The 14,279-nt window shown below is 66.0% G+C and carries 16 protein-coding genes and 2 pseudogenes; 10 read left to right on the top strand and 8 right to left on the bottom strand.

Going from position 1 to position 14,279, the window contains the following annotated elements; genetic code table 11:
- From BM345_RS24305 to BM345_RS30665, 3 genes and pseudogenes are all read left to right on the top strand, one after another.
- A pseudogene (locus tag BM345_RS24305) lies at positions 1-237 on the top strand (UxaA family hydrolase); the annotation flags it as partial.
- A gap of 32 nt (positions 238-269) precedes the next feature.
- Positions 270-1,001, top strand: coding sequence for a FadR/GntR family transcriptional regulator (locus BM345_RS24300; protein ID WP_175545131.1), 732 nt, complete (start codon positions 270-272; stop codon positions 999-1,001).
- Positions 1,002-1,076: pseudogene (locus BM345_RS30665) on the top strand (ArsR family transcriptional regulator); the annotation flags it as partial. It lies immediately after the preceding gene.
- A gap of 23 nt (positions 1,077-1,099) precedes the next feature.
- Here the strand turns inward: BM345_RS30665 and nhaR are convergent.
- Positions 1,100-1,999, bottom strand: coding sequence for a transcriptional activator NhaR (nhaR, locus tag BM345_RS24295; RefSeq protein ID WP_093384838.1), 900 nt, complete (start codon positions 1,997-1,999; stop codon positions 1,100-1,102).
- A gap of 118 nt (positions 2,000-2,117) precedes the next feature.
- Here nhaR and BM345_RS24290 point away from each other — a divergent pair, with 118 nt between their 5' ends.
- A complete protein-coding gene (locus BM345_RS24290; RefSeq protein WP_093384835.1) occupies positions 2,118-2,813 on the top strand; it encodes a Bax inhibitor-1/YccA family protein in 696 nt (231 codons plus the stop codon).
- 26 nt (positions 2,814-2,839) lie between these two features.
- Entirely contained in the window at positions 2,840-3,370 is a 531-nt protein-coding gene (locus tag BM345_RS24285; protein WP_093384832.1) for an Rrf2 family transcriptional regulator, read from the top strand.
- Positions 3,371-3,531: 161 nt separating this feature from the next.
- Here the strand turns inward: BM345_RS24285 and BM345_RS24280 are convergent, their stop codons facing one another.
- Genes BM345_RS24280 through BM345_RS24250 form a run of 7 tightly spaced genes read right to left on the bottom strand, consistent with a single transcriptional unit; the run spans position 3,532 to position 8,638 of the window.
- Positions 3,532-4,332 (bottom strand): transporter substrate-binding domain-containing protein, encoded by an 801-nt coding sequence (locus BM345_RS24280; RefSeq protein WP_254789970.1) that lies wholly within the window; start codon positions 4,330-4,332, stop codon positions 3,532-3,534.
- 31 nt (positions 4,333-4,363) lie between these two features.
- The gene (locus BM345_RS24275; RefSeq protein ID WP_093384827.1) at positions 4,364-5,089 is read right to left on the bottom strand and encodes an amino acid ABC transporter ATP-binding protein; all 726 of its coding nucleotides are present in this window, start codon (positions 5,087-5,089) and stop codon (positions 4,364-4,366) included.
- Positions 5,086-5,757 carry an amino acid ABC transporter permease gene (locus BM345_RS24270; RefSeq protein ID WP_093384825.1) on the bottom strand — a complete coding sequence of 224 codons (672 nt, stop codon included), beginning with the start codon at positions 5,755-5,757 and terminating at the stop codon, positions 5,086-5,088. Before BM345_RS24270 ends, BM345_RS24275 begins: the two co-directional genes overlap by 4 nt.
- Entirely contained in the window at positions 5,754-6,437 is a 684-nt protein-coding gene (locus BM345_RS24265; protein ID WP_093384822.1) for an amino acid ABC transporter permease, read from the bottom strand. The genes BM345_RS24270 and BM345_RS24265 overlap by 4 nt, the downstream gene beginning before the upstream one ends.
- Positions 6,434-7,321 (bottom strand): ribokinase, encoded by an 888-nt coding sequence (rbsK, locus tag BM345_RS24260; protein WP_254789968.1) that lies wholly within the window; start codon positions 7,319-7,321, stop codon positions 6,434-6,436. The genes BM345_RS24265 and rbsK overlap by 4 nt, the downstream gene beginning before the upstream one ends.
- Positions 7,322-8,095, bottom strand: coding sequence for a FadR/GntR family transcriptional regulator (locus tag BM345_RS24255; RefSeq protein WP_217654026.1), 774 nt, complete (start codon positions 8,093-8,095; stop codon positions 7,322-7,324).
- 12 nt (positions 8,096-8,107) lie between these two features.
- Positions 8,108-8,638, bottom strand: a complete 531-nt coding sequence (locus tag BM345_RS24250) for an RpiB/LacA/LacB family sugar-phosphate isomerase (protein ID WP_093384820.1) — start codon at positions 8,636-8,638, stop codon at positions 8,108-8,110.
- A 222-nt stretch (positions 8,639-8,860) separates the two neighbouring features.
- On the opposite strand from BM345_RS24250, the gene BM345_RS24245 reads away from it, so the two are divergent.
- The 5 genes from BM345_RS24245 (at position 8,861) to BM345_RS24225 (ending at position 14,278) form a co-directional block, all read left to right on the top strand.
- Positions 8,861-9,775 carry a LysR family transcriptional regulator gene (locus BM345_RS24245; RefSeq protein WP_093384817.1) on the top strand — a complete coding sequence of 305 codons (915 nt, stop codon included), beginning with the start codon at positions 8,861-8,863 and terminating at the stop codon, positions 9,773-9,775.
- A 158-nt stretch (positions 9,776-9,933) separates the two neighbouring features.
- Complete coding sequence (locus tag BM345_RS24240) at positions 9,934-11,307, top strand: SLC13 family permease (RefSeq protein WP_093384814.1); 1,374 nt, start codon at positions 9,934-9,936, stop codon at positions 11,305-11,307.
- Positions 11,308-11,349: 42 nt separating this feature from the next.
- Entirely contained in the window at positions 11,350-13,032 is a 1,683-nt protein-coding gene (gene mdcA / locus BM345_RS24235) for a malonate decarboxylase subunit alpha (RefSeq protein WP_093384866.1), read from the top strand.
- A 17-nt stretch (positions 13,033-13,049) separates the two neighbouring features.
- On the top strand, positions 13,050-13,382 hold the full coding sequence (mdcC, locus tag BM345_RS24230) for a malonate decarboxylase acyl carrier protein (RefSeq protein WP_093384812.1): 333 nt from the start codon (positions 13,050-13,052) through the stop codon (positions 13,380-13,382).
- A complete protein-coding gene (locus BM345_RS24225; RefSeq protein WP_093384809.1) occupies positions 13,379-14,278 on the top strand; it encodes a biotin-independent malonate decarboxylase subunit beta in 900 nt (299 codons plus the stop codon). The genes mdcC and BM345_RS24225 overlap by 4 nt, the downstream gene beginning before the upstream one ends.
- The last annotated feature ends 1 nt before the right edge of the window (position 14,279 follow it).

Raw genomic sequence — 14,279 nt, 5'->3', positions numbered from 1 at the left:
CTGGCCCAGGTGCCGGTGATCAAGGTGGCCACGCGCAGCGACCTGGCGCGGCGCTGGCACGACCTGATGGACGTGAACGCCGGGCGCATCGCCGATGGCGAGGCCAGCATCGAGGAGGTGGGCTGGGAGCTGTTCCGCCTGATGCTGGAGGTGGCCAGCGGCCGCAAGAAGACCTGGGCCGAGCAGTGGAAGCTTCACAACGCGCTGGTGCTGTTCAACCCGGCGCCCGTGACCTGAGCGCCGAAATGGCCACGGACGGGGACAACCGCTTGCTCGAGCACGCAAAGGACGCGCGGCACAACGTCCTTCCCTTGCGACGCGACCTTGCGCTCACCCTGGTCGAGGCGCTGGAAGAACGCATCCGCCTCGATGTCCTCAAGCCCGGCGACAAGCTGCCGACCGAGGCCACCCTCATGTCGCAGTTCGGCGTCAGCCGCACCGTCGTGCGGGATGCGTTGTCCAGGATGAAAGCCGCCGGCCGGGTCCAATCGCACCAGGGCGTCGGGACCTTCGTTGCCGGCCACATGCGCTCCAGGCCGTTCTGCGTGGACGGACCCGATGCCGACAGCCTGGCCGATGCGCTCGCCGTGCTGGAACTTCGCATCGGGCTGGAATCCGAAGCTGCTGCGTTGGCAGCACAACGCCGCACCGCAGACGATCTTCAGCAGATCCACCATGCGTACGAAGCCTTGCGAGTCGCGCTGGCCGAAGAGGCCGACACGGCGTTCGCGGACCTCCGATTCCACCTGGCGCTGTCACGCGCCTCGCACAGCCCGCACTTCGCTTCGGTGCTAGAAGCCCTGGGGCCGGCCGCGGTGTCCACCTCGATCCTCGAGCGCGCCCACGCTTCCCATGTGAATCTTGCCTGGGAGCTGGAAGTGCTGGACGAACACGGCAGCATTCTTGGCGCCATCGAACGCCAGGACGCCGAGTCGGCACGCGCCGCGATGCGGCTGCACCTCACCAAAAGCCGCGAGCGCCGGCGTGCCGCGTCGGTCTAATCCGTCTTCGACGAATTCAAGGCGGCGGTGCAAGTGCGACCGGAGATCATGGAATGCCACATGGTCGCCGGCGGCGTCGCGCTTGCCACCTCAGAGAATCACTTGCGAAGAAACTTCGCGCGAGCCGTGTGCGTGATGGCTGCCACGCAGGGATGGGTGATGCGGCGCTCCGGAGAAATGCCGAAGAATTCCTCGATCAGATCAGGCACGCGCCCCAGCACCTCGACGCCGTACTGCGCGCATGTTTCCTCCTCGAGCACGCTCGGCGACATGAACACGCCACGGCCTTCGCCACCGAAGGCCTTCAGCAGCGCGGCATCGTCGAACTCGCCGATCAGGCGCGGCCGAAGCCGATGCTCGGCCAGCCAGAGATCCAGGCGCTGTCGCATCGCGGATGCGGAGCCTTGCACCAGCATCGGCGCGCCGTCGAGGCAGTCGGGAAACGGTCCCTTCAGAACGCTCTTGAGTTCAGGGGCGATGAAGAAGCTCATCGCCGTGGTCCCCAGCGTGTGGTTGAAGGCCTTCACCCCGGTCTGCTTGCTCATCGCCTCGTCGGCGACCACGAGGTCCAGCCGGTGGACCGAGAGCTGCGCCAGAAGATCGCGGAAATTGCCCTCGTGGCAGATCAGGCGCACCTGCTGCTGGGGCACGCCCAGCGCAGGCTCCAGCAGGCGGTAGGCGATGGCCTTGGGCACCGAATCGGCGATGCCGACCCTGAAGTGGAGGCTGCGCCCCGCTTTTCCCTTGCTGCTCACCGCCGCCTCGAGTTCGGCCCCCAGCGAGAAGATCTGGTCGGCATAGCTCAGTGCGGTGCGGCCTTCGGCCGTCAGCTCCACGCCACGCCCACTCTTTTGCAGCAGCCGGCAGCCCAGAGACTCCTCCAGCAGCTTGATCTGCGCCGACAGCGTGTGCGGCGTGACGTGCAGCTGCTGCCCGGCCCGCACGATCCCGCCCGCCTTGGCCGCGGCCCAGAAGTAGTGGAGATGCTTGAAGTTCATCGGGGCCCCAGAGACAAACAGTTCGTGAAAAGCGATGTGATGATGCCGAATATACGACTATTAACGAAGTGTCAATTGCCCTAGATTCAACCGGTACGACTCTTTTTCAGGAAACGCCATGAACAACGACATCCATGTTCTCGACTCGCTTCAGACCGTGGACAGCAGGTCCACCCAACGCAACCAGGTGCTGCGCAACACCTACTGGCTGCTTGCGCTTTCCATGGTGCCCACCGTCCTGGGCGCCTGGCTGGGCCTTGCGACCGGCCTGGCCAGCGCAATGTCGCCCGGCATCGGCATGGTGGTGTTCCTGGCCGGCGCCTTCGGCTTCATGTTCGCCATCGAGAAGACGAAGAACTCGGCCATGGGCGTGCCGGTCCTGCTGGCGTTCACCTTCTTCATGGGCCTGATGCTGTCGCGACTGCTGGGCAGCGTCCTGGGCCTCGCGAACGGCGCGAGCCTGGTGATGACCGCCTTCGCGGGCACGGGTGCCGTGTTCCTGGGCATGGCCACGCTTTCCTCGGTCATCAAGCGCGACCTCTCCGCCATGGGCAAATGGCTGTTCATCGGCGCCATCGTGCTGCTGGTCGTGGGCATCGCCAACTTCTTCATCCAGTCGAGCGCCCTGATGATCACCCTGTCGGTGCTGGCCATCGGCATCTTCTCGGCCTTCATCCTGTATGACCTCAAGCGCGTGCGGGACGGCGAGGAGACCAACTACATCAGCGCGACGCTGGGCGTCTACCTGAGCATCTACAACGTCTTTCAGTCGCTGCTCATGCTGCTGGGCCTGTCCAGCGGGCGCGACGAATAGGCAGCGGACCCAAGGAGTTTCTTTCCATGCGCCTTTCCACCCGAGCTCGCCAGGCCGTCATCGCATTGATCGACGTGGCCTTGCACCAGAACGAGGGGCCTGTCGCCTTGGCGGGCATCTCCCGCCGACGGAACGTCTCCGTGTCCTACCTCGAACAGATGTTCACCGAACTGCGCCGTGCAGGGCTGGTGGAATCGACGCGCGGCCCCGGGGGCGGCTATGAAATCTCGCGCGACCCCGCGCGCATCACGGTCGCGGACATCGTGCGGGCGGTCGACCATGCGGAACTCAAGCCGGTCGGCAGGCAGCGTGAGAGGGAGGCGTCGGGCGAGCAGCAATGCCTCACGCCCGAACTGTGGACCGCGCTGAACCGCCACGTGATCGAGTACCTGGAATCCGTGAGCCTGAAGATGCTGGTCGACGAGCAACCGGTGCCCAGTCCGCAAGCGCAGCCCGCACCGATCCGACGGCTTGAACCGGCCAGGCAGCGAGTCGCTTCGCCGCGCCCGGTGGCACCCAACTCCGTCTTCGAGCTGGGGCGGTTCGTGGCACCCTGATCCTTGCCACCGGCAGGTAGGGGCGTTCCAGCGCGGAGTGGTCACCGTAGCGATGGTGCGGCTGCCCGGGGTCGTTCAACCAGGGGTAGTGGTGCGTCCGCGGATCGAGGAAATGGCGGTGGGTGTCGATCACGGACAGCATCGGCGCCAACCCTTCCGGGCTACTTGACCCACTTTTCCACAACGTCCTTCGGGATCTCGGCGCCGTGGTACTTCTTGAAGATCTCGTTGAGCTTGCCGTTGGCGTGGTTCGCCTTGACCCAGGTATTCACCCACGCGAGCAACTGCGGATCGTCCTTGCGCACGCCGATGCCCAGGTCGTTGACGCGCAGCACGAACTTCTGCTCGAGTTGCCGGTTGGGTGCCTTCTCCTTCATGGTCTGGAAGAGCGCGTTGGAGGTGCCCACGAGGTCGGCCTGGCCGGTGACCACGGCCGTGATCACGCCGGCATCGTCGTCGTAGCGCACCACGGTCGCACCCTTGGCGTTCTGGGTGAGGTCGGTGTCCTGCGTCGTGCTGCGGTTGACGGCAACGCTCTTGCCGGCCAGGTCCTCCATGCTCTTCACGTTGGCGCTCTTGACCCCGCCCACCAGCGAGATCTGCGGCGCATACGGGACCGAGTAGTCGATCACCTTGGCTCGCTCGGGCGTCCACGCCAGCGTGGAGATGATGATGTCCGCCTTGCCCGTCTGCAGGTTGGGGATGCGCGTGGCGCCCACGGTTGGCACCACTTCGAGGGCGACGCCCAGGTCCTTTGCCAGCAGCACCGCCACGTCGTAGTCGGAGCCGGTCGGCTTCATGCTCGCATCGGTCATGCCCGAAGGCGGCACCGCCAAGTCGATCGACACACGGATCTTCTTGTCCGCACGGATCTTGTCGAGCGTGTCCGCGTGCGCGCCAAGGACGACCGTGGACAAGGCAGCCAGCATCAGTGCGCGGCGGAGCATAGGTTTGAGGGTCATGGTGTCTCCTGTGGTTGTGGGCAAAGAACTCTCAAAGGCCAGTGCCGAGGAACTGCTGCAGTTCCTGTGTCTGCGGCCGATCGAACATCTCCCGGCCGCCGCGTTCCCAGACGCGGCCCTTGTGCATGAACAGGGTCGTGTCCGCCACGTTGCGTGCGAAGGCCATTTCGTGGGTGACCAGAACCATGGTCATCCCGCCGGCGGCGAGGTCGGCCATCACCTTGAGGACCTCGCCGGTGAGTTGCGGGTCCAGCGCCGACGTCACTTCGTCGAACAGCATCACCTGGGGCTCCATCGCGAGCGATCGCGCGATGGCAACGCGCTGCTGCTGCCCCCCGGACAGCTGCTCGGGATAGCTCTTCGCCTTGTCGGAAAGGCCCACTTGGGCAAGGACGCGCTCGGTCAACTCGGCCGCCTCGGCGCGCGTCTTGCCCTTGCTGTGGCGCGGCGCGAGCGCGATGTTCTCCGCAGTCGTCAGGTGCGGGAAGAGGTTGTAGCTCTGGAAGACGATGCCCACGTCGCGACGCAGTTGGCGCAGGTCGAGCCTTGGATCGCTCACCTCGTGCCCGGCAACCTGGATGCGCCCCTGGTCGATGCGCTCGAGCCGGTCGATGCAGCGCAATGCCGTGCTCTTGCCCGAGCCGCTGCGTCCGATGATGGCGAACACCTCACCCTTGTTCACACTGAAGCTCACGCCATCCAGCACCTTCAGGGCGCCGAAGCTCTTGTGAACGTTCTCGAGAAGGATGATGCTCATGCCGCGGCAAGCTCCACGCGAGGGGCCACCAGCAGGCGGCGTTCGAGTTGCCGGCTCCACCACGACAGCGGGAAGCAAAGCAGGAAGTAGAGAGCGGCAACGAGCATGTAGACAACGAACGGTTCGAAGATCGAGTTGTTGACGATCTGGCCGGCGCGCGCGAGCTCGACGAAGCCGACCACCGAGGCGAGGGATGTGTTCTTGACGATCTGCACCATGAAACCCACCGTGGGCGGCGTTGCGATGCGCAAGGCCTGCGGCAGGACCACGAGGCCCATGCGCTGCACGTTCGACAGCGCGAGGCACTCGGCGGCTTCCCACTGGGTGCGCGGCACGGCCTGGATGCAGCCGCGCCAGATCTCGCCGATGTACGCGCTGACGTAGATCGTCATCGAGATTCCGGCCGCCACCAGCGCGGGAAGGCTCAAGCCAACGATGCTCAGGCCGAAATACGCGAGGAACATCAGGATCAGCAGTGGCGTGCCCTGCACCAGTTGCACGTAAGCCATCGAGAGCCAGCGCACGGGGCGGATCGGCGAGACGCGGCACAGGGCCACGATGAACCCGACGATCCCGCCACCGACGAAGGCGATCAGCGAAAGCACCAGGGTCCATTTCGCGCCTTCCAGCAGGAACAGGAGATGATTGGCGTTGAAGGCGCTGCTCACAGCGGCGTTCCCAGCTTGCGGCGGCGGGTGAAGAGCGCCTGCCCGGCGGCCCAGAACGCACCGCGCATCAGCAGCGACAGGGCAAGGTAGAACACCGCGACAACGGCGTAGGTCTCGAACGAGCGGAAGGTATCGGACTGCACCCGGTTCGCGATGGCCGTCAGCTCTTCCGCCGAGATCTGCGACGTGATGGACGTTGCCAGCATCAGAAGCACGAACTGGCTGGTGAGCGCGGGATAGACGCGCTCCATCGCCGGACGCAGGATCACGTGCCAGTAGACCTGCGCGCGAGAAAGCGCGAGGCACTCCGCCGCCTCGACCTGGCTCTTGTGGATCGATTCGATGCCAGCGCGCATGATCTCGGTGGTATAGGCGCCGATGTTGATGACCATCGCCAGCACCGCGGCGACGAAGGCAGGCACCTTCAGGCCGATGCTCGCCAGGCCGAAGTACACGAGGAAGATCTGCACCAGCAGCGGCGTGTTGCGGATCGCCTCGACGTAGATCACGCACGCGCGCGCCACGAAGCGGTTATGGCTGCCGCGGCCGATGGCGCACAGCGTGCCGATGAGCAGGCCCAGCAGTGTCGCGGCCACCGACAGCTTGATCGTGAGCCACGCGCCATGGACGAACAGCGGCCATTGCGCCAGGACGCTGGTGAAGTCGAACTTGTAGGTCACGGCCGGGCCAGTTCGTGCAGATAGGGGATGGACGCCTGCGCGCCGGGCCGGGTGACGCAGATCGTTGCAGCCTGGATGCCCCGCATGACGGCGGCGTCCATGGATGCACCTGCAGCGCGCGCGGCGCACATCGCGCCGATGAATGTGTCGCCAGCAGCGGTGGTGTCGACCACCTGGACCTGGATTGCCGGGAAGTGACGGCAGCCGTCGTCGTCGGCGAGCACCACGCCCTGGCTCCCCAGTGTCACGATCGCCGTCGAAGGTCCCCGCTTGCGAATCGCCGACGCAGCGACTGCGGCGTTCGCGGGATCGCCCACGGGCAGGCCGGCAAGTTCCGCGGCCTCGATTTCATTCATGACGATGATGTCGATCAGCGGCCAGAGTTCGTCGGGGAGCTGGCAGACAGGCGCCGGGTTCATCACGACGGTCGCTCCCTGGGCATGCATGAACCTGGCGGCCAGCACGACCTCGGCCATCGGCACTTCGCACTGCAGCAGCAGGAACTGGCCCGCAAGTGCCTCGGCGCGCGCCTTCAGCAACGCGTTGGCGCCGGGCACGATCGTGATGCGGTTCTCGCCCTGGGCGTCGACCATGACGACGGCCACGCCCGTGCTTCCTTCGACAGAGCGGACGTCGGCGACGTCGACCCCGTCCGATGCGAGCGCATTGCTCAACGCCTCGCCGAAGCCGTCTTCTCCCACGCAACCCACCATCGCCACCCTGGCGCCTTGCCTGGCGCAAGCCACCGCCTGGTTTGCGCCCTTGCCACCCGGGTTGGTGAGGAAACCGAGCCCGTACAGCGTTTCGCCGGCTCGCGGCGCGCGCGCCACGCGCACCATCAGGTCCATGTTCAGGCTGCCGAAGACGACGATGGAAGCGGCCACTCAGGACATCCGTTGGGTGACGCGCGGCTTGCCGCGCCGCTGTGCCGCCACCTGGGCAGCGTCTTCGCGCAGGTTCGCGCCGATCTCGAAGTGCTCGGCAAGCAGCGCGTCCGCTTCGGATGGGTTCTTGCGCCGGATTGCCACCATGATGGCCTCGTGATGGTCAACCAGGTACGAGTCGACGCCGGGCACGCTGGCAATGGCCCGCCTGCGTTCCGTGTGCGATTGCTGGAGCAGCTTGGCGACGGCCGCGTAGACACTGGAGAGTGCCGGCGAGTGCGCGGCTTCCACGATCATCGTGTGGAAGTGGAAGTCCGCCGCACCGCCTTTCACCGGATCGCCGATGGTTTCCTTGATGGCCTGCAGGGCTTGAGTGAGCTTGTCCAGGTCCTGCGCGAGGGCACGCGTGCACGCCAGGCGGATCGCCTGCCGCTCGATCGCGATGCGCGCCTGCATCACGTCGTCCACTGCACCTGCCTGCTGGGCCAGGACCAGGCCAAAGTAGTCGGACAGGGCCGTGAAGTTCGGCTCGCGTACCACTGTTCCAAAGCCGCGCTTGATCTCCAGCGCACCCAGCGTCGCCAACGCGCGCAAAGCCTCTCGAATGACTGGCCGGCTCACTCCCAGCGCGCTCGCGAGGTCACGTTCCGGCAGGAGCCGATCGCCGGTCTTCAGTTGGCCGGTCAGCAGTTGGTCGCGCAGGAAGGACACGACGCGGTCGTAGCCGTCCTCACTGCCGTCGGACTGCTGGGTGATCTTGATCGGCTTGTTCATCGGGCGTGCCGGTCAGGGGAAACGGCGGCCTTCGATCAGGGCCTGTGCCGCTTCGCGCTCCAGGTCGCCGAGCTTGGCAACGCGGCGGCGAAAGTGCTCTTCCGTGCTGAACTCGGATGCCAGGAACGCCTCGATCACGTCGCGCGCCACCTGCGGTCCGATGATCCAGGCGCCGATGCACAGCACATTGACGTCGTCGTGTTCGACGGCTTGCCGAGCGACGAAGGTGTCGTGGCAGACCGCTGCACGAATACCGGGAATCTTGTTGGCAGCGATGCACGCGCCTGCGCCAGTACCGCAGACGAGGATGACCCGCTTGACCTTCCCTTCCTGGATGAGGGAAATGGCCTTTCGCGTGACATCCGGAAAATCGACGGGCGAGTCCGACATCGCGCCGACATCGATGACTTGATCGCAGTGTTGCGCAAGGACGCCCGAGACGAACGCCTTCAGGAGGAACCCGGCGTGGTCGTTCGCCAGGCCGATTGCGGGCCAGCGCGGCACCTCGAGCGCGTGCGGTGAGCGTGATTCGTCTGTGGACATATACCTGCCTTACCGTGGTAAGACCAAGGATAGACCAACCGGATGAGATGGTGGTTAGGGTTGTTCCTCCCATGCCGGCTGGCCAAGCTGACTGCTGAGGCAAATCGAGTTCCGTTGGCCTGTTGCGCGCGTTCGCAGGCGAATGGAGCGGCGGATGCGCATGCTGCGCCAGAACTTCAGCCGGACCTTGCATTACGATCACACGCATGTTTGGGGTCGATCATGCATCTGCGCGTAGATGAAGAAATCACCTTTCGCAGGTTGGAGATCCTCCTGGTCTTCATGGAAGCGGGCAACCTCGCTCGCGCGGCTGAAAGGCTTGAGATCAGCCCTGTCAGCGTTCACCGTGCCTTGCATGGGCTGGAGACGGGACTGCGCTGCGCACTGTTCCGGCATGAAGGCCGCAACCTTCATCCGACCGACGCGGCACAGGCCCTGGCCGAGGTGGCGCGAGAAGTGATCCGCACGATGTCGGCGGGCGTGCGCTCCACGCGCGAAGTCGCAGGCTATTCGGCCGATCGCATCCGCATCGGATCGCTCTATTCGCTGACCAGCCGCACCGTACCGGCGCTTGTCATGGGCATGAAGCTGCGCAAGCCCGACATCCAGACGGAACTGGTGCTGGGCTCGAATGCCGACCTGTTGCAGAAACTGCGTGACGGCGCCGTCGATGCCGCCTTGATGGGAACGCCCGCCGATGCCGCCGACGTCGAATCGGAGCCGCTTTTCGAAGACGACATCTACTTTGCCGCTCCCGTGGATTCCCCATTCGCGGCGCTGAAGGAGATCGACCTCGCAAATTGCGCCAATGAGCGCTTTGTCACCTTGAGCGAGGGATTCGTGACCTACACCGGCTTCATGGACTCGTTTCGGGTCGCAGGCTTCACGCCCAACGTCGTGATGAAGACCGATGACATCTTCTCGCTGATGAACCTGGTGGGCGGCGGTGTCGGCTATTCCTTGCTGCCCGGCCGCGTGCGCGCAGTGATGCCGCAGAAGGTGCAGCTGATACCCATGCAAGCCAGGTACCTCATGCGGCAGACCATCTCGCTGAACTTCCTGCGGACGCGCGAGCGCGACCCGAACCTGCTCGCGCTGCTCGCGGTCTGCCGCCTTGCCAGGGCGGAGCTGGGCTAGGGCGCCCAAGCCATCGCCGCGGGTTAACCCTCGATCGTTCCGGCGGGCGTAACGGTCCGCAAAGCCGCTTCATTGATCGTCCCGGAGGGGGTGCGTAACGTTCGTACCCAGACGCGCAGCCATGCACGTCGAACCAAAAAACCCCCTGGAGACGCCTGATGAGTTCCCACTGGATTTCGATATACGTGCTGATCGGCATGTTCGTGCTCGCCACGGTGCTGCCGATCAACATGGGCGTGATCGCCTTCGTCGGTGCGTTCCTGGTCGGCACCCTGGTTGCCGGCATGAACGCCAAGGCGATCATGGGCGGCTTCCCGGCCGACCTGTTCCTGACCCTGGTCGGCATCACCTACCTCTTCGCTTTGGCGCAGAACAACGGAACGATCGACTGGCTCGTGAAGCTGGCGGTGCGGGCGGTGCGCGGGCGCATCGCCGCCATCCCATGGATCATGTTCTTCATTGCCGCACTGCTCACGGCAGTGGGCGCCGTCAGCCCGGCCGCGGTGGCCATCATTGCCCCGATCGCGCTGGGATTCGCCGCGAAGTACGGCATCAACCCGCTGCTGATGGGCTTGATGGTCGTGCACGGCGCGCAGGGCGGCGGCTTCTCCCCCATCAGCATCTACGGGGGCATCACGAACAAGATCGTGGCTCGCGCCGGTCTTCCTCTGAGCGAACTGACGACCATGCTGGCCAGCCTGGGCGTCAACCTGGCCGTGGCGCTGCTGCTGTTCTTCATGTTCGGCGGGATGAAGCTGGTCCGCCAGAAGGCCGACGCCAGCGGCGCCCTGCCCCCGGTGCGTCGCGTCGCACACGGCCAAGGCGGTGCGCAGGTCTATGGCGATGCGGAGGGCGAGTCGTTCTCGGAGGAGCGGCGCACTGCGACGCCGGACAACGACTCGCTCATGGACGCTCCGCCCTCGACCCCGCCGCAGAGTGGTTCGCGCCTCTACCAGATCGCCACCGTGCTCGGCCTGCTGGCACTGGCCGTTCTCACGCTCTTCTTCAAGCAGGACATCGGCTTCGTCTCGATCAGCATCGGCCTGCTGCTCACGCTGATGGCGCCCAACCTGCAGAAGCGCGCGCTCGGCCAGGTGTCGTGGCCCGAGATCATGCTCATCGTCGGCGTCAGCACCTATGTCGGCGTCATGGAAAAGATGGGGACGATCGATTTCGTGGGCCACAGCGTGGCGGGCCTCACCTCGCCGCTCATGGCGGCGCTGCTGCTGTGCTTCGTGGGCGCGGTGGTCTCTGCCTTTGCCTCCTCGACCGCCGTGCTCGGCTCGCTGATTCCGCTCGCAGTCCCCTTCCTGCAAGGAGATGCAGGGGTCAGCGCGATCGGATTCATCGCGGCCATGGCCGTGTCGTCCACCATCGTCGACGTCAGCCCGTTCTCGACCAATGGCGCGTTGGTGCTCGCCAACGCCAAGGGGGTGGACCGCGACGTGTTCTTCCGCCAGCTCATGGTGTATGGCGCCATCGTGACGGTGGTGGCCCCCGTGGTCGTGTGGCTCCTCTTCGTGGTGCTCTGAGGGCGCCGCACTCATCGAACCTCGCTCAACCCAATGATGCCCATGAACTCCAGCCCCTGGACCTCCAAGGCAGACGACCGCGCCGCCCGGCTTGCGCGTGCGGCCACTGCCCTGGGAACGCGCCTCGCCGGCAAGCGGGTCGACACGCAAGCCATCGGCGCGCTGCTCGAGGCCGTGCTGCTGCCCGGCGACCGCGTCTGCCTCGAAGGCAACAACCAGAAGCAGGCCGATTTCCTCGCGCAGGCGCTCGTGCAGGTCGATCCGAACCGGATCCACGGCCTGCACATGGTGCAGTCGGTGCTGGCGCTTCCCGAGCACCTGGACGTGTTCGAGAACGGCGTGGCCTCGCGCCTGGATTTCAGCTTCTCGGGCCCCCAGGGCGCACGCCTGGCCAAGCTGGTGTCGGGTGGACGCATCGAGATCGGCGCCATCCACACCTACCTGGAACTCTTCGCGCGGTACTTCGTGGACCTCACGCCGAAGGTGGCGCTGGTCGCCGCGCATGCCGCAGACGCCCAGGGCAATCTCTACACCGGGCCGAATACCGAGGACACCCCGGCCATCGTCGAGGCCACGGCGTTCTCCGGCGGGATCGTGATTGCGCAGGTCAACGAACTCGTCGACGGCAAGAGCACCACGCTGCCACGCATCGACATCCCCGCCGACTGGGTGAGCTTCGTGGTCAAGGCGCCGCGCCCCAACTTCATCGAGCCGCTGTTCACCCGCGACCCGGCGCAGATCAGCGAGGTCCAGATCCTGATGGCGATGATGGCGATCAAGGGCATCTATGCCGAGTACGGTGTGCAGCGCCTGAACCACGGCATCGGCTTCGACACGGCAGCCATCGAGCTCCTGCTGCCCACCTATGCCGAATCCCTGGGCCTGAAGGGGAAGATCGGCAAGCACTGGGCGTTGAACCCGCACCCGGCGCTCATCCCGGCGATCGAGGCGGGCTGGGTCGAGTCGGTGCATTCCTTCGGTTCCGAATTGGGCATGGAAGACTACATCCGCGCGCGCTCCGACGTGTTCTTCACCGGTCCCGACGGAAGCCTGCGCAGCAACCGGGCCTTCTGCCAGGCGGCGGGCCACTACGCCTGCGACATGTTCATCGGATCGACCTTGCAGATCGACCTGGACGGCAACAGCTCGACAGCGACCCTGGGCCGCATCGCGGGTTTCGGCGGTGCGCCCAACATGGGCGCCGACGCGCGGGGACGCCGCCATTCGAGTCCTGCCTGGCTGAAGGCCGGGCGCGAGGCCCGTGCCGGGCGCAGCGGTGCCGCCGGCACGCCGCGCGGGCAGAAACTGGTCGTGCAGATGGTCGAGACATTCCGGGAACACATGCACCCGGCTTTCGTCGACAGGCTGGATGCCTGGACCCTGCAGGAGCAGGCCGGCATGGACTTGCCGCCGATCATGATCTACGGCGACGACGTCTCGCACATATTGACCGAGGAAGGCATCGCGAACCTGCTCCTGTGCCGCAGCGATGCGGAACGCGAGCAGGCGATACGCGGCGTCGCCGGCTACACGGCGATCGGCTTGGCGCGCGACCGCCGCGCAGTAGAAAACCTGCGTGACCGCGGCGTGATCCGCCGGCCGCAGGACCTGGGTATCGATCCACGCCAGGCCACGCGCAACCTGCTGGCCGCGCGCAGCATGCGCGACCTGGTGCGCGCCTCCGGTGGGCTGTACCAGCCGCCCAAGCGCTTCAGAAACTGGTAGCAGCAGGAGATTCGACAATGAGCGATGTTCCCGCAGGGCTTGAAACCCTGGACTTTTCGTATCAAGGCGGCCGGCCCGCCGGCCCTTTCGCGCCGGTACTGGTCGGCGTGGTCGGCTCCGGCAACCTCGAGGTCATGCTCGAGGCAGTCGGCAGCAACGATTGCACCGTTCGGGTGGAGACCTCAGCGCGCGGCTTCGGCCCGATCTGGCAGGCGGTGATGAACGACTTCCACGCGCGCCACCCGCTGTCAGGTGTACGGGTTTCGATCAACGACATGGGCGCCACGCCTGCCGTGGTGAGCCTGCGGCTGGACCAGGCCGTGGCCGAGATCGCCGGAGGCCAGCCATGATCAGCTATGCAGAATGCTCGGCGCGCGAACGGCTGGCGCTGCTGCTGGACCCGGGCAGCTTCCACGAATGGCTGCCGCCCAGCGAACGCGTCACCAGCCCGCACCTGGCGCTGCTCGGCGTGCCCTGCGCCTTCGACGACGGCGTGGCGATCGGCCGCGCGACACTCGCCGGCCGCGAGGTCTTCGTCGCGGCGCAGGAAGGCGCCTTCATGGGCGGAGGCGTTGGCGAAGTGCACGGCGCCAAGCTCGTCGGCCTCCTGCAACGGGCGCAGCGCGACCGCCCCACCGCCGTGCTGCTCCTGGCGGAATCGGGCGGCGTGCGGCTGCACGAGGCCAACGCAGGGCTGATTGCGGTGTCGGAAGTCATGCGTGCGCTTCTGGACGTTCGAGCTGCGGGCATCCCGGTGATCGTCCTCATCGGCGGTGCCAACGGCTGCTTTGGCGGAATGGGCATCGTGGCGCGCTGCGCCGACCGCATCGTGATGAGCGACGTCGGGCGGTTGGCGATGTCCGGCCCCGAAGTGATCGAGGCATCCCACGGGGTGGAGGAGTTCGATGCCCGCGACCGCGCGCTCGTCTGGCGCACCACCGGAGGCAAGCATCGCTTTCTCACCGGCGATTGCGATGTGTTGGTCGAGGACGACGTCGCGGCATTCAGGGAAGCGGCCATCGCTTCGCTGGACCAGCCGACACCCTTGACTCCCGCGACCCTGGAGATCGAGCACGCAATGCTGGACCGGCGGCTTCGTGCGCTGCCATCGGAGGAAAGCCTCGGCCCGTTGGGCGATGAAGCCATCGCGCTGTGGGGCGCCCTTGGCATCGCCGATCCGCAGCAGGTTCCCGAACTGACCGTCGAAGCCGTGCGCGCGCTGCGCGCCGGCCAGCCTGGAGCGTAAA

Source organism: Variovorax sp. OV329 (assembly GCF_900114785.1).
Lineage (GTDB): Bacteria > Pseudomonadota > Gammaproteobacteria > Burkholderiales > Burkholderiaceae_C > Variovorax.
Note: the sequence above shows the minus strand (reverse complement) of the source record. Positions and strands in the feature narration are given on the sequence as shown.

Bases quoted from the DNA above. Each gene is read 5' to 3' on its own strand.
- BM345_RS24255 (WP_217654026.1), bottom strand. From the start codon at position 8,095: ATGAACAAGCCGATCAAGATCACCCAGCAGTCCGACGGCAGTGAGGAC.
- BM345_RS24250 (WP_093384820.1), bottom strand. From the start codon at position 8,638: ATGTCCACAGACGAATCACGCTCACCGCACGCGCTCGAGGTGCCGCGC.
- BM345_RS24280 (WP_254789970.1), bottom strand. From the start codon at position 4,332: ATGACCCTCAAACCTATGCTCCGCCGCGCACTGATGCTGGCTGCCTTG.
- BM345_RS24275 (WP_093384827.1), bottom strand. From the start codon at position 5,089: ATGAGCATCATCCTTCTCGAGAACGTTCACAAGAGCTTCGGCGCCCTG.
- mdcA (WP_093384866.1), top strand. From the start codon at position 11,350: ATGAACTCCAGCCCCTGGACCTCCAAGGCAGACGACCGCGCCGCCCGG.
- BM345_RS24225 (WP_093384809.1), top strand. From the start codon at position 13,379: ATGATCAGCTATGCAGAATGCTCGGCGCGCGAACGGCTGGCGCTGCTG.
- mdcC (WP_093384812.1), top strand. From the start codon at position 13,050: ATGAGCGATGTTCCCGCAGGGCTTGAAACCCTGGACTTTTCGTATCAA.
- nhaR (WP_093384838.1), bottom strand. From the start codon at position 1,999: ATGAACTTCAAGCATCTCCACTACTTCTGGGCCGCGGCCAAGGCGGGC.
- BM345_RS24240 (WP_093384814.1), top strand. From the start codon at position 9,934: ATGAGTTCCCACTGGATTTCGATATACGTGCTGATCGGCATGTTCGTG.
- BM345_RS24285 (WP_093384832.1), top strand. From the start codon at position 2,840: ATGCGCCTTTCCACCCGAGCTCGCCAGGCCGTCATCGCATTGATCGAC.
- BM345_RS24290 (WP_093384835.1), top strand. From the start codon at position 2,118: ATGAACAACGACATCCATGTTCTCGACTCGCTTCAGACCGTGGACAGC.
- BM345_RS24245 (WP_093384817.1), top strand. From the start codon at position 8,861: ATGCATCTGCGCGTAGATGAAGAAATCACCTTTCGCAGGTTGGAGATC.